General features: G+C 66.3%; 22 protein-coding genes. 13 read left to right on the top strand and 9 right to left on the bottom strand.

Features of this window, described 5'->3' with window-relative positions; genetic code table 11:
• Positions 1 to 3: 3 nt before the first annotated feature.
• From cyoB to AC3A6B_RS26115, 7 genes are all read left to right on the top strand, one after another.
• Complete coding sequence (gene cyoB, locus AC3A6B_RS26145) at positions 4 to 2,007, top strand: cytochrome o ubiquinol oxidase subunit I (protein WP_487839557.1); 2,004 nt, start codon at positions 4 to 6, stop codon at positions 2,005 to 2,007.
• On the top strand, positions 2,000 to 2,641 hold the full coding sequence (gene cyoC / locus AC3A6B_RS26140; RefSeq protein ID WP_487839556.1) for a cytochrome o ubiquinol oxidase subunit III: 642 nt from the start codon (positions 2,000 to 2,002) through the stop codon (positions 2,639 to 2,641). Before cyoB ends, cyoC begins: the two co-directional genes overlap by 8 nt.
• Positions 2,638 to 3,078 carry a cytochrome o ubiquinol oxidase subunit IV gene (gene cyoD, locus AC3A6B_RS26135; protein ID WP_487839555.1) on the top strand — a complete coding sequence of 147 codons (441 nt, stop codon included), beginning with the start codon at positions 2,638 to 2,640 and terminating at the stop codon, positions 3,076 to 3,078. The genes cyoC and cyoD overlap by 4 nt, the downstream gene beginning before the upstream one ends.
• Before the next feature lie 5 nt (positions 3,079 to 3,083).
• The gene (locus tag AC3A6B_RS26130) at positions 3,084 to 3,848 is read left to right on the top strand and encodes an SURF1 family protein (RefSeq protein ID WP_487839554.1); all 765 of its coding nucleotides are present in this window, start codon (positions 3,084 to 3,086) and stop codon (positions 3,846 to 3,848) included.
• The gene (locus tag AC3A6B_RS26125) at positions 3,832 to 5,130 is read left to right on the top strand and encodes an ATP-binding protein (protein ID WP_487839553.1); all 1,299 of its coding nucleotides are present in this window, start codon (positions 3,832 to 3,834) and stop codon (positions 5,128 to 5,130) included. The genes AC3A6B_RS26130 and AC3A6B_RS26125 overlap by 17 nt, the downstream gene beginning before the upstream one ends.
• On the top strand, positions 5,120 to 5,659 hold the full coding sequence (locus AC3A6B_RS26120; RefSeq protein WP_487839552.1) for a response regulator transcription factor: 540 nt from the start codon (positions 5,120 to 5,122) through the stop codon (positions 5,657 to 5,659). Before AC3A6B_RS26125 ends, AC3A6B_RS26120 begins: the two co-directional genes overlap by 11 nt.
• Positions 5,660 to 5,776: 117 nt before the next feature.
• Complete coding sequence (locus tag AC3A6B_RS26115) at positions 5,777 to 6,520, top strand: EAL domain-containing protein (protein WP_487839551.1); 744 nt, start codon at positions 5,777 to 5,779, stop codon at positions 6,518 to 6,520.
• Between the two features lie 4 nt (positions 6,521 to 6,524).
• Here AC3A6B_RS26115 and AC3A6B_RS26110 read toward each other — a convergent pair whose 3' ends face one another.
• The 5 genes from AC3A6B_RS26110 to guaB all read right to left on the bottom strand — a co-directional run bounded on the left by AC3A6B_RS26110 (position 6,525) and on the right by guaB (position 16,488).
• Positions 6,525 to 8,414 carry a GspE/PulE family protein gene (locus tag AC3A6B_RS26110; protein ID WP_487839550.1) on the bottom strand — a complete coding sequence of 630 codons (1,890 nt, stop codon included), beginning with the start codon at positions 8,412 to 8,414 and terminating at the stop codon, positions 6,525 to 6,527.
• Positions 8,415 to 8,419: 5 nt separating this feature from the next.
• Positions 8,420 to 11,560: a sensor domain-containing diguanylate cyclase gene (locus tag AC3A6B_RS26105; protein ID WP_487839549.1), complete on the bottom strand. Its 3,141-nt coding sequence runs from the start codon at positions 11,558 to 11,560 to the stop codon at positions 8,420 to 8,422.
• A gap of 98 nt (positions 11,561 to 11,658) precedes the next feature.
• The gene (locus AC3A6B_RS26100; RefSeq protein ID WP_487839548.1) at positions 11,659 to 13,029 is read right to left on the bottom strand and encodes a hypothetical protein; all 1,371 of its coding nucleotides are present in this window, start codon (positions 13,027 to 13,029) and stop codon (positions 11,659 to 11,661) included.
• 281 nt (positions 13,030 to 13,310) lie between these two features.
• A complete protein-coding gene (gene guaA, locus AC3A6B_RS26095; protein WP_487839547.1) occupies positions 13,311 to 14,924 on the bottom strand; it encodes a glutamine-hydrolyzing GMP synthase in 1,614 nt (537 codons plus the stop codon).
• Positions 14,925 to 15,018: 94 nt separating this feature from the next.
• Positions 15,019 to 16,488, bottom strand: a complete 1,470-nt coding sequence (gene guaB, locus AC3A6B_RS26090; protein ID WP_487839546.1) for an IMP dehydrogenase — start codon at positions 16,486 to 16,488, stop codon at positions 15,019 to 15,021.
• Between the two features lie 149 nt (positions 16,489 to 16,637).
• On the opposite strand from guaB, the gene AC3A6B_RS26085 reads away from it, so the two are divergent.
• Positions 16,638 to 17,159, top strand: a complete 522-nt coding sequence (locus AC3A6B_RS26085) for a DUF4124 domain-containing protein (RefSeq protein ID WP_487839545.1) — start codon at positions 16,638 to 16,640, stop codon at positions 17,157 to 17,159.
• Positions 17,160 to 17,166: 7 nt separating this feature from the next.
• On the opposite strand, the gene AC3A6B_RS26080 is transcribed toward AC3A6B_RS26085, so the two are convergent.
• Positions 17,167 to 17,499 (bottom strand): RnfH family protein, encoded by a 333-nt coding sequence (locus AC3A6B_RS26080; RefSeq protein ID WP_487839544.1) that lies wholly within the window; start codon positions 17,497 to 17,499, stop codon positions 17,167 to 17,169.
• Positions 17,499 to 17,945, bottom strand: coding sequence for a type II toxin-antitoxin system RatA family toxin (locus AC3A6B_RS26075; protein WP_126835366.1), 447 nt, complete (start codon positions 17,943 to 17,945; stop codon positions 17,499 to 17,501). The genes AC3A6B_RS26080 and AC3A6B_RS26075 overlap by 1 nt, the downstream gene beginning before the upstream one ends.
• 62 nt (positions 17,946 to 18,007) lie before the next feature.
• On the opposite strand from AC3A6B_RS26075, the gene smpB reads away from it, so the two are divergent.
• From smpB to AC3A6B_RS26050, 5 genes are all read left to right on the top strand, one after another.
• The gene (gene smpB, locus AC3A6B_RS26070; RefSeq protein ID WP_028250248.1) at positions 18,008 to 18,484 is read left to right on the top strand and encodes an SsrA-binding protein SmpB; all 477 of its coding nucleotides are present in this window, start codon (positions 18,008 to 18,010) and stop codon (positions 18,482 to 18,484) included.
• A gap of 13 nt (positions 18,485 to 18,497) precedes the next feature.
• Complete coding sequence (locus tag AC3A6B_RS26065; RefSeq protein ID WP_487839543.1) at positions 18,498 to 19,073, top strand: LbetaH domain-containing protein; 576 nt, start codon at positions 18,498 to 18,500, stop codon at positions 19,071 to 19,073.
• A gap of 51 nt (positions 19,074 to 19,124) precedes the next feature.
• Positions 19,125 to 19,634, top strand: a complete 510-nt coding sequence (locus tag AC3A6B_RS26060; RefSeq protein WP_487839542.1) for an RNA polymerase sigma factor — start codon at positions 19,125 to 19,127, stop codon at positions 19,632 to 19,634.
• A gap of 17 nt (positions 19,635 to 19,651) precedes the next feature.
• Positions 19,652 to 20,374, top strand: a complete 723-nt coding sequence (locus AC3A6B_RS26055) for an anti-sigma factor family protein (protein ID WP_487839541.1) — start codon at positions 19,652 to 19,654, stop codon at positions 20,372 to 20,374.
• 73 nt (positions 20,375 to 20,447) lie between these two features.
• Positions 20,448 to 20,837, top strand: a complete 390-nt coding sequence (locus AC3A6B_RS26050) for a COG4315 family predicted lipoprotein (RefSeq protein ID WP_487839540.1) — start codon at positions 20,448 to 20,450, stop codon at positions 20,835 to 20,837.
• 3 nt (positions 20,838 to 20,840) lie between these two features.
• On the opposite strand, the gene AC3A6B_RS26045 is transcribed toward AC3A6B_RS26050, so the two are convergent.
• Positions 20,841 to 21,269: a hypothetical protein gene (locus AC3A6B_RS26045; protein ID WP_487839539.1), complete on the bottom strand. Its 429-nt coding sequence runs from the start codon at positions 21,267 to 21,269 to the stop codon at positions 20,841 to 20,843.
• A 71-nt stretch (positions 21,270 to 21,340) separates the two neighbouring features.
• Complete coding sequence (locus tag AC3A6B_RS26040) at positions 21,341 to 22,210, bottom strand: DMT family transporter (RefSeq protein WP_487839578.1); 870 nt, start codon at positions 22,208 to 22,210, stop codon at positions 21,341 to 21,343.
• Positions 22,211 to 22,226: the final 16 nt, after the last annotated feature.

Raw genomic sequence — 22,226 nt, 5'->3', positions numbered from 1 at the left:
ACGATGCCCGACCATCCCGATCTGACCAAGCTCGTCTTCGGACGCCTGACGTGGGAGGCATTTCCCCTCCACGACCCGATCCTCCTGGCGACCTTCGTCGCCGTCGTGCTGGGCGGCATCGCCCTCCTCGGCGGGATCACGTACTACCGCGTGTGGGGCACGCTGTGGCGCGACTGGATCACCAGCATCGACCACAAGAAGATCGGCATCATGTATATCGTGCTCGGCCTGGTGATGCTGCTGCGCGGCTTCGCCGACGCGATCATGATGCGGCTGCAGCAGGCGATCGCCTTCGGCGACGCGGCGGGCTACCTGCCGCCGCACCATTACGACCAGATCTTCACGGCGCACGGCGTGATCATGATCTTCTTCGTCGCCATGCCGCTGATCACCGGCCTCATGAACTACGTGGTGCCGCTGCAGATCGGCGCGCGCGACGTGGCCTTCCCCTTTCTCAACAACTTCAGCTTCTGGATGACCGCGAGCGGCGCGGTGCTGGTGATGATGTCGCTGTTCGTCGGCGAATTCGCCAAGACCGGCTGGCTCGCGTATCCGCCGCTGTCCGGCATCGCCTACAGCCCGGACGTCGGGGTCGACTACTACATATGGTCCTTGCAGGTCGCCGGGGTCGGCACCTTGCTGTCGGGCGTGAACCTGATCGCGACCATCGTGAAGATGCGCGCGCCCGGCATGACCCTGATGAAGATGCCGGTCTTCACCTGGACGGCGCTCTGCACCAACGTGCTGATCGTGGCCGCCTTCCCCGTGCTCACCGCGGTGCTGGCGCTGCTCTCGATGGACCGCTACGTCGGCACGAACTTCTTCACCAACGAGCTCGGCGGCAATCCGATGATGTACGTCAACCTCATCTGGATCTGGGGCCATCCGGAGGTGTACATCCTGATCCTGCCGGTGTTCGGCGCCTTCTCGGAGATCGTGTCCACCTTCAGCGGCAAGCGCCTGTTCGGCTATGCGTCGATGGTCTACGCGACGGTGGTGATCACCATCCTTTCCTACCTGGTGTGGCTGCACCACTTCTTCACCATGGGGTCCGGCGCCAGCGTCAACTCCTTCTTCGGCATCACCACGATGATCATCTCGATCCCGACGGGAGCGAAGATCTTCAACTGGCTATTCACGATGTACCGCGGGCGCATCCGCTTCGAGGTGCCGATGCTGTGGACGATCGGCTTCATGGTCACCTTCGTGATCGGCGGCATGACCGGCGTGCTGCTCGCGGTGCCGCCGGCCGATTTCGTGCTGCACAACAGCCTGTTCCTGATCGCGCACTTCCACAACGTGATCATCGGCGGCGTGGTGTTCGGCGCGTTCGCCGCGATCACCTACTGGTTTCCGAAGGCCACCGGCGTCAAGCTCGATCCGTTCTGGGGCAAGTGCTCCTTCTGGTTCTGGCTGACCGGCTTCTATTTCGCCTTCATGCCGCTCTACGTGCTCGGCCTGATGGGCGTCACGCGCCGCGTGAGCCACTTCGAGGACGCGTCGCTGCAGATCTGGTTCCAGATCGCCGCCTTCGGCGCCTTCCTGATCGCGCTGGGCATCCTCTCCTTCCTCATCCAGCTGGTCGTGACCTTCCGCAAGCGCGAATCGCTGCGCGACACGACAGGCGACCCGTGGCACGGCCGCACGCTGGAGTGGTCCACCTCCTCGCCGCCGCCTGCCTACAACTTCGCCTTCACGCCGCGCATCCACGACAACGACGCCTGGTGGGACATGAAGCAGCGCGGCTACGAGCGGCCGCGGGAAGGCTTCACCCCGATCCACATGCCGAAGAACACCGCCGCCGGCTTCGTGCTGGCCATGCTCAGCGCCGTCATGGGCTTCGCGCTCATCTGGCACATGTGGCTGCTGGCCGGCGTGTCCTTCGTCGTGCTGATCCTCGCGACCATCATCCACACCTTCAACTACAAGCGCGACTATCACATCCCGGTGGACGAGGTCGTCCGCACGGAAGGCGATCGCACCCGACTCCTGGCCGGCCATGTCTGAGATCACCGCCCCCTCCCCCCGCGGCGCCGTGAGCGCCGCACCGAACCCGCTCTTCCACGTCGTGGACGAGCACCATCCCGAGAACGGCACGCTGCTCGGCTTCTGGCTCTACCTGATGAGCGACTGCCTGGTCTTCGCCTGCCTGTTCGCGATGTACGGCGTGCTGGGCCGCAGCTATGCGGCCGGCCCCTCGGGCGCCGACCTGTTCGAGCTGCCGCTGGTCGCGGTCAACACCGCGTTGCTGCTGCTGTCGTCGATCACCTACGGCTTCGCGATGCTCGAGATGCTGAAGAAGCGCACCGGCGCGACGCTCGCCTGGCTGGCCGTCACCGGCGTGCTGGGCGCGGGCTTCATCGGCATCGAGCTCTACGAGTTCGCGCACCTGATCCACGAAGGCGCCGGCCCGCAGCGCAGTGCCTTTCTCTCGTCCTTCTTCACGCTGGTGGGCACGCACGGCCTGCACGTGACCTTCGGCATCGTCTGGCTCGTCACGCTGATGATCCAGGTCGGCAAGCACGGGCTGATCCCGGAGAACCGGCGGCGGCTGCTGTGCCTGTCGATGTTCTGGCACTTCCTGGACGTCGTGTGGATCGGCGTCTTCACCTTTGTCTACCTGATGGGATCTCTGTCATGAGCACCGCCCGGCCGCCCGAAGGGGCTCGCACCGCAGCTCACAGCGCGGAGGTTGCCCAATCCGATGCGCACGACGTTCACGAACACGACCCGCATGTCGAAGCGGACCTGCACATCAGCCTCAAGGGCTACCTGACCGGCTTCATCCTGTCGGTGATCCTGACCGCCATCCCCTTCTGGCTGGTGATGGGCAAGGTGTTCGACAAGCCCGGCCTCACGGCCTTCGTCATCCTGGGCTTCGCGGCCGTGCAGATCGTGGTCCACATGATCTATTTCCTGCACCTGAACGCCAAGTCGCAGGGCGGCTGGAACATGCTCGCGCTGATCTTCACCGTCGTGCTGGTCGTGATCACGCTGAGTGGCTCGCTGTGGGTGATGTTCCACCTCAACCACAACATGATGCCGGCCTCGATGCACGAGATGCGCAACGCGCCTTGAGCGCAATGCGTTCCAGGCCGGCGCTGGCGGTGCTTGCCGCGGCCGGCGCCCTGCTCTTCATCCTGTTCCTGGCCTTGGGCACGTGGCAGCTCGAGCGGCGCAGCTGGAAACTCGAGTTGATCGAGCGCGTCGAAGGGCGCGTGCATGCGCCGCCGGCGGATGCCCCCGCACCCGCGCAATGGCCGCACGTGAATGCGGCCGACGACGAGTACCGGCACGTGCGGCTGGCCGGCCGCTTTCTCCATGAGCGTGAAACCCTGGTCCAGGCCTCGACCGTGCTGGGCGCGGGCCACTGGGTGCTGACGCCGCTGCAGACCGCGCAGGGCTCGGTGGTGCTGGTCAACCGCGGCTTCGTGCCGCCGGAGCGGCGCGATCGCACAACGCGCGCCGCCAATGCGCCGACCGGCGAGGTCGAGATCACGGGCCTCCTGCGCATGACCGAGCCCGGCGGCGGCTTCCTGCGCAGCAACGATCCTGCGGCCGATCGCTGGTTCTCGCGCGACGTGCAGGCCATCGCCGCGGCGCGTGGCCTGGCCGACGTGGCGCCCTTCTTCGTGGACGAGGATGCAGCGCGGTCGCCGCGGCAAGATGCCACGGCCGAGCCGCGCTGGCCGGCCGCCGGCTTGACGGTGATCGCCTTCCCCAACAACCATCTGGTCTACGCCTTCACCTGGTATGCACTGGCCCTCATGGTCGCGGGCGCGGCCTGGCTGGTGGCGCGTACGGAGCGCATCGCAACGAGAGCAAAAAGGGATGCAGCAGAACACTGAAGCCCGCGACTCGGCTGGCCTGAAGAACATGCAGCAGCTGATCCAGCTGCGCTGGATGGCCGTCGGCGGCCAGATCCTGACCATCGCCATCGTCCACTTCGGCTTCGGCATCCGCCTGCCGCTGGACCACATGGGGGCGGCGCTGGCTTTTCTGGTGGCTTTCAATCTCTTCAGCCTGCTGCGCTGGCGCCGGCGGCAGGAGGTCGCGGACGGCGAGCTCTTCATCGCGCTGCTGGTCGACGTCGGAACGCTGACCGTCCAGCTCTATCTCAGCGGCGGCGCCACCAACCCCTTCATCTTCCTGTACCTGCTGCAGGTCAGTCTCGGCGCCGTGCTGCTGCGCCCCGGCTACACCCGCACGATGGTCGCCGTCACCGCCGCCTGTTTCATGGGGCTGACCTTCATCCATCGCCCGCTGGCGATCCCCATGGACAACGCGCGCGGGCTCGCCAGCCCGTACATCCAGGGGCTTTTGATCTGCTTCGCGCTCAACGCGGCGCTGCTGGCGATCTTCATCACGCGCATCAGCCGCAACCTGCGGGCGCGCGACGCGCACCTGGCCGATCTGCGCCAGCGCGCCGCCGAGGAGGAGCACATCGTGCGCATGGGCCTCCTGGCGTCGGGCGCGGCCCACGAGCTCGGTACGCCGCTCGCGACGCTGTCGGTGATCCTGGGCGACTGGCAGCGCATGCAGCCCTTTGCCGCCGAGCCCGAGCTGCGGCAGGAGATCGAGGAGATGCAGGCCCAGGTGGCGCGCTGCAAGACCATCGTGAGCGGCATCCTGCTGTCGGCCGGCGAGGCGCGCGGCGAATCGCCGGTGCAGACCACCGTCCGCGCCTTTCTCGACGAGCTGGTGGCCGAGTGGCGCGCCACGCGCTCGCCCGACGCGCTGGCCTACGCCAACGCCTTCGGCGACGACCTGCCGATCATCTCGGATTCGGCGCTCAAGCAGACCATCTACAACGTGCTCGACAACGCGCTCGAGGCCTCGCCCGGCTGGGTCGGCATCGATGCGGCACGCGATGGCGACGAGCTGGTCCTGACCGTGTCCGATGCCGGCCCGGGCTTCGCACCCGGGATGCTGGCGCAGCTGGGCAAGCCTTATCAGTCGAGCAAGGGGCGCCCCGGCGGCGGCCTGGGCCTGTTCCTGGTCGTCAATGTGGCGCGCACCCTGGGCGGCAGCGTGGCGGCGCACAATCGGCCGGAAGGTGGTGCCGCCGTGACACTGCGACTGCCGCTGGCGGCGATCCGATTCGAGGAGATCGCAGGCAATGGAAACTGACGAACGACTGCTGCTGATCGTCGAGGACGATGCAGCCTTTGCGCGCACCCTCTGCCGCTCTTTCGAGCGCCGCGGCTACACGGTGCTGCAGGCCACGACCGCCGAGCAGGTGACGGAGATCCTGAAGACCCACTCGCCAGGCTATGCGGTCGTCGACCTCAAGCTCGCCGGCGGCGCCTCCGGCCTGGCCTGCGTCCAGATGCTGCATGCGCACGATGCGCAGATGCTGATCGTCGTGCTCACCGGCTACGCCAGCATCGCGACCGCCGTGGAAGCCATCAAGCTCGGTGCCTGCCACTACCTGGCCAAGCCCTCCAACACCGACGACATCGAGGCCGCCTTCGGCCGCGCCGAGGGCGACGCAGACGTGGAACTGACCGAACGCTCGACCTCGATCAAGACGCTCGAATGGGAGCGCATCCACGAAACGCTGGCCGAGACCGGCTTCAACATCTCCGAAACGGCCCGGCGCCTCGGCATGCATCGGCGCACGCTGGCGCGCAAGCTCGTGAAGCAGCGGGTGAAGTAATACCAAGGTGCGACTTTTCGCTCACCTGTGGTCACTTTGTCTATTTGCGCCGCCGGACTACACAGGCTCGCCAGCACAATGCAGTCTTTGCAACCACCGCCTGCGAGGTCCGTTCCAGTGACAGCCGAAACAACAGCCGACGCCGACACCCGCGGCTTCGACTCGGGGTTCACGATGGCCTTCCAGCCCATCGTCGACCTCGCGCGGCGGGAAATCTTCGCCCATGAGGCGCTGGTGCGCGGAATGACCGGGGAAGGCGCTTCCGAAGTGCTTGCGCGCGTGGACCCGCAGCAGCGCTTCGCCTTCCACGAAGCCTGCCGCGTGCGGGCCATCGAGATGGCCTCGGCGCTGGGCATGGAATCCAAGCTCAGCCTCAACGTCATGCCCAACGACGTGGCCGGACAGGAAGAATGCTTTCGCACCGCCATGGCCGCGGCCAAGCGCTTCAACTTTCCGATCAACCGCCTGATGTTCGAGATCACCGAAGGCGAGCGCGTCGAGGACCTGCCCGGTCTCGCGGCGGCCTTCCACACCTTCAAGCGCTACGGCTTCACCTCGGCCATCGACGACTTCGGTTCGGCCTATGCAGGCTTCGAGCTGCTCGCCGCCTTCCAGCCCGACGTGGTGAAGATCGACATGAGCCTGGTGCGGGACATCCACATCGACCCGGTCCGGGTGACCATCGTGAAGGGCTTCGTCGCCACCTGCGACGAGCTGGGAATCAGGGTGATCGCGGAAGGCGTCGAGGCTGCGGAAGAAGTGCGCGTGCTGCGCGCGCTGGGCGTGGATCTGTTCCAGGGCTACCTGTTTGCGAGGCCCACTGTCGCGGCCTTGCCGGTCGTGGCATGGGATGCCGCCTGAGCCCTCACACGTTGCTGGTCGCGCGCACTTCCTCGATCGTCGTCTGCCCTGAAAGAACCTTGGCGATGCCGTCCTGACGCAGGGTGCGCATGCCTTCGCGCAGCGCCGCTTCCTGCAGTTCTTCCGCGCGGGCGCCGCTTTGCACCAGGCGGCGCAGCGTCTTCGACATCGCCATCAGTTCGTGGATGCCGACGCGTCCCTTGAATCCGGTGTCGCCGCAGTGCTTGCACCCCGCGCTCGCGAAGCTCATGAGCCGCCCGTCGCGGGCATGGCGGCGCTGCCAGGAGGCGAGCACGGCCTCCCGTTCTGCCGGCGAATCCTTCTTCGCGAACGCGTGCAGGTAGTCGGCCAGCAGCTCCTCGATTTCTTCCGGGCTCGCTGGGCGGCTGCTGATGCAGTGGGTACAGAGGCGGCGCACCAGCCGCTGCGCCAGCACCGCCAGCAGCGAGTCGGCGAAGTTGAAGGGGTCCATCCCCATGTCGAGCAGCCGCGTCACGGTTTCGGGCGCGCTGTTGGTGTGCAGGGTGGACAGCACGAGGTGGCCGGTCAGCGATGCCTCGATCGCCGTCTTGGCGGTTTCCTCGTCCCGGATCTCGCCGACCATGATCACGTCCGGATCCGCGCGCACGAAGGCCCGCAGGGCCTTGGCGAAGGTCCAGTCGATGCGGGGATTGACCTGCACCTGCCGCAGGCCCGCCTGCGTGATCTCGATGGGGTCTTCGGCGGTCCAGATCTTTCGTTCCGGCGTGTTGATGTGCATGAGCGCCGAGTGCAGGGTCGTGGTCTTGCCCGACCCCGTCGGCCCGACGCAGAGCACCATGCCGTAGGGGCGCTCGACCGCCGCAGTCAAGCGCGCGAGATTGCGCTCGGAAAGCCCGAGCTGGTTCAGCGCGATGGGCTTGGCCGAAGCAAGAATGCGCATCACCACGTCCTCCAGCCCGTTGCTGGTCGGGACGGTCGCCACGCGCAGCTCGATGCGGTGCTGCGGGGAGAACTTGGCGAAATTGATCTTGCCGTCCTGCGGCTTGCGCTTCTCGCTGATGTCCAGGTCGCACATGATCTTCACGCGCCCGACGATCGCGTTGCGGTAGCTGGGCGGGAGTTCGAGGTAGGTGTAGAGCCTGCCGTCGCGGCGAAAGCGGATGCGGGTTTTCTCCTGCCCCGGATAGCTCTCGATATGGATGTCCGACACGCCCTCGCGGTGCGCTTCGAGAATCATGCTGTTGATCATGCGCACCAGCGAGTTGTCCGATTGCTCGATCGGCGCCTCCTCGTCGGCGGCGGGCGCACGGCCTTCCTTCTCGAGCGTCTCCAGCAGTTCGCTGGTGCCCGCCATGTCGAAATCGATCGGCCGGCTCGGGTCGGAAGGCATCAGGCCGCCTTCGGCCGGGGCGCCGATCTTTTCGTAGGCCTTGTGCAGCACGCTGTCCAGGTCCAGGCACTGTCCCACCACCGGGACCACCTTCATCTGGGCGATGAATTCCGCTTCGTCGAGGGCCGCTCGCCGGCCGGCCGGATCGTCGAGCGCGACGATGAGGCGCCCTTCGTGAATCATCAGCGGCATCACCTGCAAGCGCCGTGCGGCGCCATGGCTGATCTTGCGCAGGGCTTCCGCAGCGGCCGGGAACTGATGCAGGTTGACGAGGGGGTAGCCCATCTTTCGCACCAGCGCGGTCTGCAGCTGGGAGCGGCTGACCACGCCCATGCGCACCAGGGTCTCGCCCAGCGGCACGCTGCGATCGAGCTGCTGCTGCGCCAATGCGGCGCTCAACTGTTCGTCCGTGATCATGCCCAGGGACACCAGCGCCTGGCCTATACGCACGATCGGCATGCGGCTTTGCGCTGCGATGTCTCTCAACAATTGCTCTGGCGTGATGACTTCGGCAGACGACATGGCCTCTAACTCCTGTTGGATTGGCGCCGGGAATTCTGAGACTCCCCGGCAAGATTGTCAGCAGAGAACTCGAACCTGTTGCGCCCGGCCGCCTTGGCGCCGTAGAGCGCGGCGTCTGCACGCGCCAGCAGTTCTTCGGCCGTGACGGAAGAATCGGCCGCTTCGTGAAATGCGACGCCGATGCTGGTCGTGACATCCAGCGGTTGGCCGTCGATCTGGAAGGCCGGAGCATGAACCCGCCCGACGATCTTCCGCGCTACGGCTGCGGCCGCTTCCTGCGTGCTCGGGTTCTCGAGCACGACGACGAATTCGTCGCCCGCGAGCCGTGCCACGGTGTCTGTGCTGCGCACGCAGGCCAGCAGGCGTCTTGCGTACTCGGCCAGTACCTCGTCGCCGGCCGCGTGGCCGAGCGTGTCGTTGATCGACTTGAAATGGTCGATGTCCAGGAACATCAGCGCGATCGCGCTGCCCGTGCGCCGGGCACGCGCCATGGCATTCGGCAGGTACTCGTTGAAGGCGAGCCGGTTCGGCAAGCGGGTCAGCGTATCGACCCGCGCCAGCTCGATCAACTGGCGCTCCACCTGCTTGAGCGCAGTGATGTCCAGGCTGAGCGAAAAAATGCCGTGCGTCGAGCCGTCCGGGCCGACGTCGGGCACGTAGATGACGTGGGTGACGCGATCGAAATCCGCTTTTCTGGTCTCGGCCTCGAACTCGACGCGCTCGCCCGCCAGCGCGCGCTCGAGCATGGCCTTGCGGGCCAGGTACAGCTCGGGGCCTGCCACGTCGCGGATATGGCGGCCCACGAGCGCGGACGGATCGAGTCCCAGCCATTCGCGGTAGGTCGCATTCGCGAAAGTGATCTTCTGCTCGCGGTCGATGTACGTGATCAGCGCCGGCAGGTTGTCCGTGATGGTGCGCAAGCGCATCTCGCTCTCGGCCTGGCGCAGCTCGGCTTCCTTCAGGGCGGTGATGTTGAAGGTCATCAGGTAGAAGCCCTGCACCTGCCCCTGCAGATCCTTGTCCGGGATCAGATTGACCTGGAAATACCCGTCCTTGCCGTGGAGCGGCGCCTGGATCGGAAAGCGCACGGCCTTTCCTGCCAGCACCGCGGGAATGTGCGGCACGTGCTGCGCGTACACCTCCTCGCCCACCGCGGACCGCAAGGTCACGCCGTCGAGCGGACCATCGCCCAAGCCTGCCATCTGCCGCGCCCGGCTGTTGCCGAACAGGCAGTTCTCCTCGCGATCGAAATAGCCCACCAGCGCCGGAATGCTGTCGGTGACGTCGCGCAGCCGCTTCTCCTGCTCGCCGAGCGCCTTGCGCACCCTGACCTCGTCGGTGATGTCGAAGGTCATCGCGAACACGCCCTGCACCATGCCGACATCGTCCTGGTCGGGGATGTAGTGGGCCTTGTAGGTCCGGTCGCCGATGCCCAGTGCCGCATCGCCCCTTTTCTCGATGATCACCGTCTCGCCCGCCAGTGCGCGCCGGTAGTAAGGCTCGACCACGGCGAAGTCCGCCTTTCCGCGAACCTCGGGCATCGACTTGCCGACCATCGCATCGTTCTTGTGCAGCGCCTTGATGTGGGCGTTGACGAAGGTGTAGCGCAACGATGCGTCGACGTGCGAGACGAGTGCCGGAATACTGTCCGCAATGGTGCGGATCTGCGCCTCGCTGTGCGCGAGACTGAGTTCGATGCGCTTGCGCTCCGTCACGTCGGAGGTCATCGCGTAGTAGCCGCGGACCGATCCCGATCGATCGCGATCCGGGATGAGGTCGGTCTGGAAAAAACGGGCCTGCTCGCCGCCCCTCACCGAGCCTCGCCGTTCGAAGGTCACGGGCTCGCCGCCCAACACCCGCTGCAGGTAGCGATCCGGAATGGCGCTGTCGTCCGCGCCGTGCAGACCTCGTGCCGGCTGGCCGACGAGCTCGGATGCGCTGCGGCCCAGTTTGTCGCACAGCCGGGCATTCACGAAGCCGAAGCGTCCTTGCGCATCCACATGCGACACCATGGCGGGGAGATGGTCGGTGATGTCGCGCAGGAATTTTTCGCTGGCTTGGCGCTGCAGCATCAGCTCGTCGAAGGTTCGCGAAAGATCGCCGATCTCGTCGCGCGGGTAACTGCGTGACGCCGCGACTTCGGCGGGCGCGGCTTGCGCATCCCGCATGTGCCGGTGCAGTTCCGTCAGCGGCTTCAGCTGGCGCCGCACGACGACCAGCGCCATCGTGCCCGCCAGCAGGCCGAGCACGAGCGCCCCGCCCCAGGCCGCGCGCTCGATGGCATCGATCCGGGCGAAGGCCTCGTTGCGCGGATACATCGAGCCTAGAACCCAGTTGGCGTGGCGAATGCGCTTGAAGGCGTACAGGCCATGCACGCCGGCATCGTTGATCCCTTCGGTCTTGCCCTCGAAGCCCTCGATCGGGCGATCAATCTCGGGGTCGTCGCCCTTCACTGCGCTGGATGGATTCAGGACACGGGCCTCGCGGGGGTGGTCGACCACGACGCCGTCCGTGGTCGTGATGAACAGGTAGCCGGTCTCGCCGAACTTGACGTCGGCGAGCGAACCCAGAATGTTCCGCTCCTTCAGGTTGATGGAGGCCGAGATCACGAACTGCACGTCTCCCGTGCGGTCCATCACGGGTTCTGTGATCGCCACCTGCGCCAGGCCGTTGAGCCGATTGCGGTACGGTTGCGAGATCACGCCGGCCATGGATCTGACCGTGTCCGAAAAATACGCACGGTCCTTGATGTTCAACCGGCCGATCTGTTGTGCGCCGTTGAAGTTGGCGACCAGATTGCCATCGATGTCCAGGAGGGCGACGTTGTCGAAGGCGCGCCGAAGAGACTCGTGCTGTTTCAGGAAGGCCTGCAGCGGCGCAGCGTTCGTGAATCCCTGCGTCTCCACGCTTTCGGCGAAGGTCTTCAGCAGGGTTCGCCGGCTCGCGAACTTCTGGTCTACCGCCTCTGCAATGGTCGACACGCGCGCGAACTGCTCGTTCGCGATCGACGCCTGCATGCTGGCCTTGACCAGGTGCAACGCGATCGTCGCAATCGTGAACGTGGCCGCCAGCACCACCGCCGCAACGCCCAGACTCAGGCGCGTGTTCAGGCTGATGCGGCGGCTCTTTAGAACGGATGGATTCATTCGATGGGCACGCCGGCGCGCCGGCGTGCCAGGAGCTTCCCCGATCTGCGCGGTGCAGGCAAGCGGGGAGCACTCCTGAATACAAACGATCTACACCACTACTTCAAAGCGGCGCCCCCTCGTGCGAGGTACTGACCCGACAGGCGGGCAAATTGGCCGCCGTCGGTGCTGATCGAGGTTTGATGGGCTCCCCCTGAGCTGAAGACGATGGCGAAAGTGTGAGTGTCACCGTACTCCTGGGTGTTGCGCAGCATGTAGTCGACATGGTTGTCGCGATAGTGCAGGTCTGTGCCACCGGGCGTGGCGGACGGCACGCCCATCGGCGTCTGCCACCACAGGATCGGCAGTCCATTGCCCAGGGCGGCGCGATAGTCCGAAATCTGCCTCTGGGACTCGTGGAAGTTCGGGCTGGTGATGTTGCTTTCGTCCCAATAGAACGGGCCGCTTCGTCCCGTGCATTCCGCGGGAGGCGATGGGACTTCCCTGCAGCCCGCGTCGCGGTCGCTCGTCTGGGCGACGATGAAGTCCGCCTGATGTGCCCCGACCGCCCGCATCTGCGCGCCGACCGCGGCAGCGGTGCCGCTCCAGAACGCGGGCGGGAACCCCACCAGCGCCTTGGGCGCGATCTGCCTGCCCATCTGCACCAGGCATTGGCCGAGGCCCCCGGCGGTGTTCGGCAACCCGGAACATTCTGGCTGGTTGTTCACGGAGGCCGCCATCTGCGTCGCATCGCGATTCGGCGCTTGCGCCGCAACGAACCCCCAGAAGTCCGGCTCCAGATTGATCAGGACGGGCGTACCGAGGGCTGCAATGCGCTGGTACATCAGCCGGACCTGCGCCCAGTAGTTGTTCATGAAAGTCGCGTTGGCGATTCCGCTCAAATTGCCCTCGCCGTTCGCAGTCATCTGGTACAGCGTGAACATCGGAATCGCGCCGTAAGCCTGGATGGCCTGCGCGGTGTACGTGATATACGCACCGTCGGGACTGTTCCAAGTGGGCCAAGCGCCGGTACCAACGCCCACGAGGTAGGCGTCTACGATATCCGGACGAATGCCCTGGCTTTGCATCTGCGCGAGGCTATTGCCCGCGCCGAGTCCGACCAACACCCGAGAGGGCTTGCCGAGCTTGGCCACCAACGCGACGGTCGCCGCAACGGGCGAAACGCCTTCATCTGTGCCACCGGCGCCACTTGTGCCGCCGCCGCTTTGGCTGTCGCCACCCTGGCTGACGGCATTACCGCCTTGGCTGCCACTGCTGCCGACCAAGCCGCCACCTTGAGTACCGCCGCCTCCGCCACTGCCGCCACCGCAGCCGAACAGGAGCACCGAAAGCATCAGTGCAGAGACGCATCGTCGAGGAAACATGATCATGAAAAAGGCGCTTTTGAGATTGAAAGAAGACCAGCCGCCGCACGGGTCGCGCACGTCGATTCTGGGGATCTGCCGGCGACTTGAGCTGTCGGCACTCATGTCCAACGGCATGTCGCTGGCCCGGGACAGATCCGCTCGCCGGCCGTGGCTCAAAGTGCACGATCCATGCCCACTTCCCTGCCAAGGAAGCACACGCGAATTGATTCAGAAAAGTGACATGGAGCGTCGCTCCGGATTCGACGTGCGACAGCTATGGTCAGCTTTTCGCCCGGCCATCAACCCCAGCCACCACCAGGGTTCCGCTGTCATGCAGATCGTCGGCCAGGCCCTTGCCTGCGAGGTCTTCCAGCTCTCCGGCGTCGTCTACCGGCAGCGCCGAATCACTCCCACTCGATGGTCGCCGGCGGCTTGCTGCTCACGTCGTAGGTCACGCGGTTGATGCCGCGCACCTCGTTGATGATGCGGCCCGAGACCTTCTTGAGCAGCGCATAGGGCAGCTCGGCCCAGTCGGCGGTCATGAAGTCGCTGGTCTGCACGGCGCGCAGCGCGACCACGTAGTCGTAGGTGCGGCCATCGCCCATCACGCCCACGCTCTTGACCGGCAGGAAGACGGTGAAGGCCTGGCTGGTCAGGTCGTACCAGCTCTTGCCGCTGGAGGCGTCCTTGAAGTTGCGCAGTTCCTCGATGAAGATAGCGTCGGCGCGGCGCAGCAGGTCGGCGTATTCCTTCTTGACCTCGCCAAGGATGCGCACGCCCAGGCCCGGCCCGGGGAACGGATGGCGGTACACCATCTCGGGAGGCAGGCCAAGCGCCACGCCGAGCTCGCGCACCTCGTCCTTGAACAGGTCGCGCAGCGGCTCCAGCAGCTTCAGGCCCAGCTGCTCGGGCAGGCCGCCCACGTTGTGGTGGCTCTTGATCGTGACGGCCTTCTTGCTCTTGGCGCCGCCGGACTCGATGACGTCGGGGTAGATGGTGCCTTGGGCCAGCCATTTCGCGCCCTTGGCGCCCGCGCTGGTGAGCTTGGCCGCTTCCTGCTTGAAGACGGTGACGAATTCGCCGCCGATGATCTTGCGCTTGGCCTCCGGATCGCTCACGCCGGCCAGCTTGCCGAGGAAGAGCTCGCTCGCATCGACGCGGATCACCTTGGCGTGCAGCTTGCCGACGAACATGTCCATCACCATGTCGCCTTCGTTCAGGCGCAAGAGGCCATGGTCGACGAATACGCAGGTCAGCTGGTCGCCGATGGCGCGATGGATCAGCGCAGCGGCCACCGAGGAATCGACGCCGCCCGAGAGGCCGAGAATGACTTCCTCGTCGCCCACCTGCTCGCGGATCTTTGCGACGGCTTCGGCGATGTGGTCGCGCATCACCCAATCGGGCTTGGCGCCGCAGATGCCGAGCACGAAGCGCTCGAGGATCGCCTTGCCCTGCTGCGTGTGCGTGACTTCGGGGTGGAACTGCAGTGCGTAGAAGTGCCGGTCTTCGTCGGCCATGCCGGCGATCGGGCAGCTCTCGGTCGAGGCCATTAGCTTGAAGCCCGGCGGCAGCTCGGTGACCTTGTCGCCGTGGCTCATCCAGACATTGAGCATGCCGTGGCCTTCATCGGTCGTGAAGTCGGCGATGTCGCGCAGGAGCTCGGTGTGGCCGCGCGCGCGCACGGCGGCAAAGCCGAACTCGCGCTTGTGGCCTCCCTCGACCTTGCCGCCCAGCTGGTGCGCCATGGTCTGCATGCCGTAGCAGATGCCGAGCACCGGCACGCCGAGCTCGAACACCGCCTGCGGCGCCTTGTCGGTCGTCTCTTCGTAGACGCTCGCGTGGCTGCCGGAGAGGATGACGCCCTTCAGGCTGCCGTCCTTCGCGTACTCGCGCACCCACTCGTCGCTGACGTCGCAGGGGTGGACTTCGGAGAGCACATGCGCTTCGCGCACGCGGCGGGCAATGAGCTGGGTAACCTGGGAACCGAAGTCCAGGATCAGGATTTTTTGGTGTTGCATGGGAGGTCAGTCGGCGCCGGGCCGCCCCAAGCCGACTGCGGCCCCCTCGGGGGGCAGCGTCGTACACGAAGTGACAAGCGTGGGGGTCATCTATTCACTCTGCGCGGTAGTTCGGCGCTTCTTTCGTGATCTGCACGTCATGCACATGGCTCTCGCGGATGCCGGCGGTGGTGATCTCGACGAACTCCGCCTTGTTCTTCATCTCCTCGATGGTCGCGCAGCCGCAGTAGCCCATGCTGGCGCGCAAGCCGCCGGACATCTGGTAGACGATCGACACCATCGAGCCCTTGTAGGGCACGCGGCCTTCGATGCCCTCGGGCACCAACTTGTCGGCGTTGGGGTTGCCGGTGGTCGATTCCTGGAAGTAGCGGTCGGCGCTGCCCTGCTGCATGGCGCCGATCGAGCCCATGCCGCGGTAGCTCTTGTAGCTGCGGCCCTGAAACAGCACGATCTCGCCCGGCGCCTCTTCGGTGCCGGCGAACATGCCGCCCATCATCACGGTGCTGGCGCCCGCCGCGATGGCCTTGGCGATGTCGCCCGAGTAGCGGATGCCGCCGTCGGCGATCAGCGGGATGCCGCTGCCCTGCAGCGCGGTGGCGACGTTGTCCACCGCCATGATCTGCGGTACCCCCACACCGGCCACGATGCGCGTGGTGCAGATGGAGCCGGGGCCGATGCCGACCTTGACCGCGTCGGCACCCGCATCGGCCAGCGCGCGGGCGGCGTCGCCGGTGGCGATGTTGCCGCCGATCACGTCGACCTGCGGATAGTTCTTCTTGACCCAGCGCACGCGCTCGATCACGCCGGCACTGTGGCCGTGCGCGGTGTCGACCACGATCGCGTCGACGCCGGCCTTCACCAGCGCTTCGACGCGCTCCTCGGTGCCCTCGCCCACGCCGACCGCCGCGCCCACGCGCAGCCGGCCGCTGGCGTCGCGCGCGGCGTTCGGGAAACTGGTTTGCTTGGTGATGTCCTTGACGGTGATCAGGCCCTTGAGCTCCCAGGCGCTGTTGATGACCAGCAGGCGTTCGAGTTTGTGCTTGTTGAGCAGCGCCTTCGCTTCGGCAAGCGTGGTGCCGTCGGGGACGGTGATGAGCTTCTCGCGCGGCGTCATGATCTCGCTGACCGGCACGTCGTAGCGGCTCTCGAAGCGCAGGTCGCGCCCGGTCACGATGCCGACCACCTTGCCGCCATCGAGGACCGGAAAGCCCGAGATGCCCAGTTCGTCGGACAACTGCATGACCTGCAGCACGGTGTGGGTGGGCGTGATCACCACCGGGTCGCGCAGCACGCCGGATTCGTAGCGCTTCACCTTGGCCACCTGCGCGGCCTGCTCAGCGGCGGTGAAATTCTTGTGCACGATCCCGATGCCGCCTTCCTGCGCCATCGCGATCGCGAGGCGCGCTTCGGTCACGGTGTCCATCGCCGCGGAGACCAGCGGCAGGTTCAGCGTGATGTTGCGGGAGAGTCGGGTGGCGAGGGAGGTGTCCTTGGGCAGGACCTGGGAGAACGCTGGCACCAGCAACACATCGTCGAAGGTGAGCGCTTTGCCGAGAAGGCGCATGGGTGAAGCTCCAAAAGACGGATTGTAACGATGGCTCGGTACTTACCCGGGCCATGGGTGAATGGCCCGGCGGCAGGAATACCGTTGTTACGTTGCAAAAACGCCCGCAAGTACGTTGCAAAACGTAAGGCGGCGCTAAACTGCCGGCCATGAAAATCGCGCAGCTGCTCGTACTCGGATGGATCTCCTTGCTGTCGCTGGGCGCCAATGCCCAATGGCAGTGGATCGACAAGGACAACAAGAAGGTCTTCAGCGACACGGCGCCGCCGCCCGAAGTCCCCGAGAAGAACATCCTGCGCCGGCCGGGCGCGCCCTCGTCGCGGTCGAACTCCAGCCCTGCACCGGCCGCTGCGCTCGAGGCCGATGCCGCCGCGGTTGCACCGCGCGTTGCCGCCAGCGGCGCCAAGCCCACCGGGGTCGACAAGGAACTCGAGGAAAAGACGCGCAAGGCCGAGGAAGCCGAAAAGGCCAAGAAGGCCGCGGAAGCGCAAAAGATCGCCCAGGCCAGAGCCGAGAACTGCACCCGCGCGCGCCAGGCCAAGGCCACCTTCGACAGCGGCATCCGCGTGGCCCGCCTGAATGCGCAGGGCGAGCGCGAGATCATGGACGACAAGGCGCGGGCCGTCGAGCAGGAGCGCCTGCAATCGGTGATCGGCGCCGACTGCAAGTAAGACGGGCCTAGTAGCCCGCTTTACCGCCCTTGCGGCGCTTGGCGAACAAGCCGGTTCCGCGTGCGCCCTGTTTCTTGAATCGCTCGCGCCGTGCGACCTTGGGGTCCACCGTGAGCGGGCGGCAAAGCTCGATGCGGTCGAGATCAGCCAGAGCCTGATCCCATTCCACCGCCTGGCCCCAGATGCCGGGCTGCATCGCCTGCCAGTCGAGCTGCGGGAATTGAAGCGGCAGATGGCTTGCGCGCACGGCATCGCGCACCGTCGCGCCTTCGGGCACGCCCAGCAGCTCTTCGAACACCTGGCGCGGCGCCGGCGAATACGCCACGGTCACCTGCAGCATCAGGCCTTGTCGTAGATGTGCTCGGCGCGCTTGACGAAGGCCTCCACGAGATTGGATGCGACCTTGTCGAACACCGGGCCCACCAGCGCCTGCAGCGCGAAATTGCTGAAGCCGTAGCTGAGGTTGAGCTCGACGCGGCAGGCCCGCTCGCCCTCCTCGCCCACGGGGGTGAACTTCCAGACGCCGTCGAGATTGGAGAACGGCCCGTCGACCAGCTTCAAATGCACCTCGCGGCCCGGCACATGGGTGTTGCGGGTGGTGAAGCTGTGATGAAAGCCGCTGAAAGCGAGGCCGACTTCGGCCGTCATGCCGGCGGCGTCGTGCTCGATCACCTTGGCCCTGTCACACCACGGCAGGAACTCGGGATACTTCGCGACATCCGTGACGAGGGCGTACATCTCTTCGGCGCTGTACCAGATCAGGATGGACTTGTGAACTGTTTTCATAGAATCGGCACAGCGTGCGCGACGGATTGTATTGAAGCCATGCAGCCCTCACCTGACACACCATGGCCACAAAAAAACAAGACACCTCCTCCCGGATCGCGGACAACAAGAAGGCCGCGTACAACTATTTCTTCGAAGAACGCTTCGAGGCCGGCATGGTGCTGGAGGGCTGGGAAGTCAAATCGCTGCGCGAAGGCAAGGTGCAGCTGACCGACGGCTACGTGGTGATCCGCGACGGCGAGCTGTTCGTGATCGGCTGCCAGATCAACCCGCTGCGCTCGGCATCGACGCACGTCACCCCCGACTCGGTGCGCACCAAGAAGCTGCTGCTGCACAAGGAGCAGATCCGTCGCCTGATCGGCAAGGTCGAACAGAAGGGCTATACGCTGGTCCCGCTCAACCTGCATTGGAAGGCGGGCAAGGTGAAGTGCGAGATCGCGCTGGCCAAGGGCAAGGCCGAGCACGACAAGCGCGACACCATCAAGGACCGCGAAGGCAAGCGCGAGGTCGAGCGGGCCATGAAGAGCCGCAGCCGCTGAAGGAAGAAGCACCATGGCCCTCCAACCCCTCGACGCCGCGCGCGTCAACCCGCTCGAAGGCGGTCCCAGTTTCTCGCTTTCCAACCGGCTGCGGCGTGCTGCCTGGAACCTGAGCTGGGCGCTGCTCGCCTCCTGGACGCCGCCGCAGATGCGCTTCTGGCGCCGCTTTCTGCTGAAGCTCTTCGGTGCGCAATTGGGCGAATCGAGCGACGTGCGCGGCAGCGCGCGGGTCTGGTATCCGCCGCACCTGCACCTGGCCGATCGCGCGATGCTGGCCGAGCGCGTCATTTGCTACAACATGGCGCCGATCCGGCTGGAGCGCGCCGCGCTGGTCTCGCAGGGCGCGCACCTGTGCGCAGGCAGCCACGACATTTCTTCTGCGAGTTTCCAGTTGACGGCGAGCCCGATCACCATCGGCGCCAACGCCTGGATCGCGGCCGAGGCTTTCGTCGGGCCCGGCGTAGAAGTGGGCGAAGGCGCGGTGCTGGGCGCCCGCAGCGTCGCTTTCCGTTCCCTGGAGCCCTGGACGGTGTACGGCGGCAACCCTGCCAAGCCGATCAAGCGGCGGGTTCTGCGCAGCGAGCGCTGAATCTTTCGGACACGGTGGAATAAACCGTGCCCCCATGGCGTTAGTGCAGCGATGGAATCCCGCGCGCTCGTCGACCACATCCCCAGCCTCAGGCGCTATGCACGCGCGTTGACGGGCGACGCCTGGGCTGCCGATGACCTGGTGCAGGACACGCTGGAGCGCGCCTGCAGCAAATGGCGCTTGTGGATCGTGGGCAGCGATCTGCGCGCCTGGCTCTTCACGCTCATGCACAACCTGTTTGCCAGCCAGGTACGGCGCGCGCTGCCGCGCGCCACGGTGGACATCGACGACGTGGCGCACGAACTGAGCAGTGCCGACGGCCATCGCGACCGGACCATCGACCTGCAGCGCTGCCTGCTGCGCCTGCCCGAGGAGCAGCGCGCCGTGCTGCTGCTGGTGGCATTGGAAGACCTCTCCTATGCGCAGGTCGCCAGGATCCTGGACATCCCCGTGGGCACCGTCATGTCGCGCCTCTCGCGAGCCCGCGTCCGGCTTCAGGACCTGATGGAAGGCACCGAGTCGCCGGTATCGGGCCGCCCCGGTCTGCGTCGCCTCAAGTAGTCCGCATCTGATCCGCCATGAACAGCCCCACGCCGCCTCCCGACACCGATCAGCTCGCCTGGCAAGCCCAGCGCGACGCGCTGCGCGAATTGCATCGCGAAGTGCTCGCCGAACCCGTTCCCAAAGCTCTGCTGGCGGCGGCCGGACAGCTCGAGGATCGCCGGGCCCGGCGGTCGCGCTGGACGCGCTGGGGCGGGATCGCAGCGAGCGTGCTGATCGCTTTCGTCGCCGGCTGGGTCGGCAGTCATCAATGGTCGGCATCGCAGCAGACCGGCGCCGCACTGGCCCGCGCGCCGGCTGCACGCGAGTTCGTGCATGCCGCCTCGGTGGCGCACGCGGTCTATGCGCCCGAGAAGCGGCATCCGGTCGAAGTGGCCGCAGCCGAACAGCAGCACCTGATCCAGTGGCTCTCGAAAAGGCTCGACAGGCCTCTCAAGTTGCCGGACCTGTCGGCCGAGGGCTACGCGCTCGTCGGCGGCCGTCTGCTGCCGGGCAGCGAGGGGGCGCGGGCACAGTTCATGTTCGAGCGCGCCGATGGCGAGCGCGTGACGCTCTACCTCGGCAGCCTGGCCACGGCGGCAGCGCCTGCGCACGCGGGCGAAACGGCGTTCCGCTACTCGGCGGACGGCCCCGTGCCGAATTTCTACTGGGTCGATCGCGGTTTCGGCTATGCATTGGCGGGCAAGCTGCCGCGCGATGCGCTGCTGAGACTCGCGGGCGCGGTGCACCGGCAGCTTTGAGGAAAGGCACGGGCGCTAGACTGGCCTGGCCTCAATTTTTGTTTGAGATTTTTTAACCCGAAGGAGAAACTTCATGAAACTGCTCAGCGCTTCGATTCTTGCGGCCGCCCTGCTCGCCGGATGCGGCAGCATGTCCAGGACCGCATCGGCGCCGGACACTCCGACCCGTACCGCCGACGGCGTGCTCGTCGGCCCCACCGGCATGACGCTCTACACCTTCGATCGCGATACGGCCGGCAGCGGCAAGTCCACCTGCAACGGACCCTGCGCCACCAACTGGCCGCCGTTGATGGCGGCCGACACGGCCAAGCCGATGGCCGCGTACACCATCGTCGTGCGCGACGACGGCAAGAAGCAATGGGCCTACAAGGGCTGGCCGCTCTACTACTGGGCCAAGGACACTAAGGCCGGCGACAAGACCGGCGATGGCGTCAACAATGTCTGGAAGGTCGCGCGGCCCTGAGGCTCAGCAACGGCCCTTCTTGGCCTGTCCCGGCGGGCAGTGATGGCCGCCGGGGCCGTGATCGTCATGCCGGCCATGACGTTCATGGCGATCGTCGTCATGGTCGCGGTGCTTGCCGCCTTTGCGCTTCCAGTTGGGCTCGGCCCAGCGCCAGCCGCCGTCGGCACGCACCCAGCGGCCCGGCGCGTAGTCGTAGTCGGGGCGCGCACGCTCCCAGTAGCCCTGGCGCCAGCCATAGGCGTCCTGATGCCATTGCCAGTTGCCCGGCACCCAGACATAGCCGACGCGCGGCGCCGGCACGCGCTCGAAGCGCGGCGCCGGCGGCGCCACGGCGATGAGGCCCGGCACATGGATGTTGACCGACACCTGGGCGCTTGCGCTCAAGGAGGCCGCAGCCAGCGCACCGGCCAGCAGGAACGTGGAAAGTCGCATCGATATCTCCCTCTTGAAATGGAAGTCAAACGGCCCTGGGATTGCACCGGATATCGGTAGAAATCCCAGGTCTAGTGGGTCCCCGGCAAGGGTACCGCAGCCGCGCGGCGATCACGCAGCCCGAGCAGTTCGTTGAACACCAGCGCGCCGATCACGAGCGCGCCACCCGTCACCACGCTCGACGCCGGCTCCTCGCCGGCCCCGATCCAGGCCAGGGCAATGCCGAAGACGATCTCCAGCAGCGCGAGCAGCGCCACCTCGGGCGCCTTCAGGATGCGCGCGCAGATGACCGACAGCACACACGGGATCGCGAGCTGGAACACGCCCAGGAAGGCGAGCAGGCCCAGGTCATGTGCGTTGGCCTGCATCGGCCAGGCCAGCGGCAGCGTGACCAGCGACGAGATCGCGGCGCCGACCAGCACCGAAGGCACCAGGTCGATGTCTTGGCCCTTGGCATGTGCATGCTGGACCACGGTCCAGTTGCAGGCGCCGGCCAGGGGTACGCACAGCGCCACCAGCGTGCCGGCCAGGAGGCCGTCGCCGAGCTGGGTGCCGTACATCCAGCCGATGCCGACGCCCGCCAGCACGATGGCGGCCCAGGTGCGCGCCGGCAGCCGGTGACCGATGAAGATGCGGGCGGCGAGCGCGGTGAAGAGCGGCCCCAGGGCCATGGTCACCAGCACGTTGGCCACGCTGGTCAGCGTGAGCGCGACCATGAAGGCGGTGAACATCACGCACCAGCAAGCGCCCGAGATCCACAGCGCGCGGCCGCCGTCGCGGATCTTCGCGAACACGGCGCGGCCCTGCCACAGCGGCAGGATCACGAGCAAGGCCAGCAGCGTGAAGAAGCTGCGCCAGAACGTGATCTCGAAGCTGCGCGCGTGCTCGAGGTGGCGCGTGACCACGCCCGCCGTGGCCCACATGAGGGTCACGGCAACCATCAGCCAGACCGCGCGG

Source organism: Variovorax sp. Soil_C_33 (genome assembly GCF_057656935.1).
The sequence above is the reverse complement of the archived record's forward strand: the minus strand, read 5'-3'. Positions and strand labels throughout refer to the sequence as shown.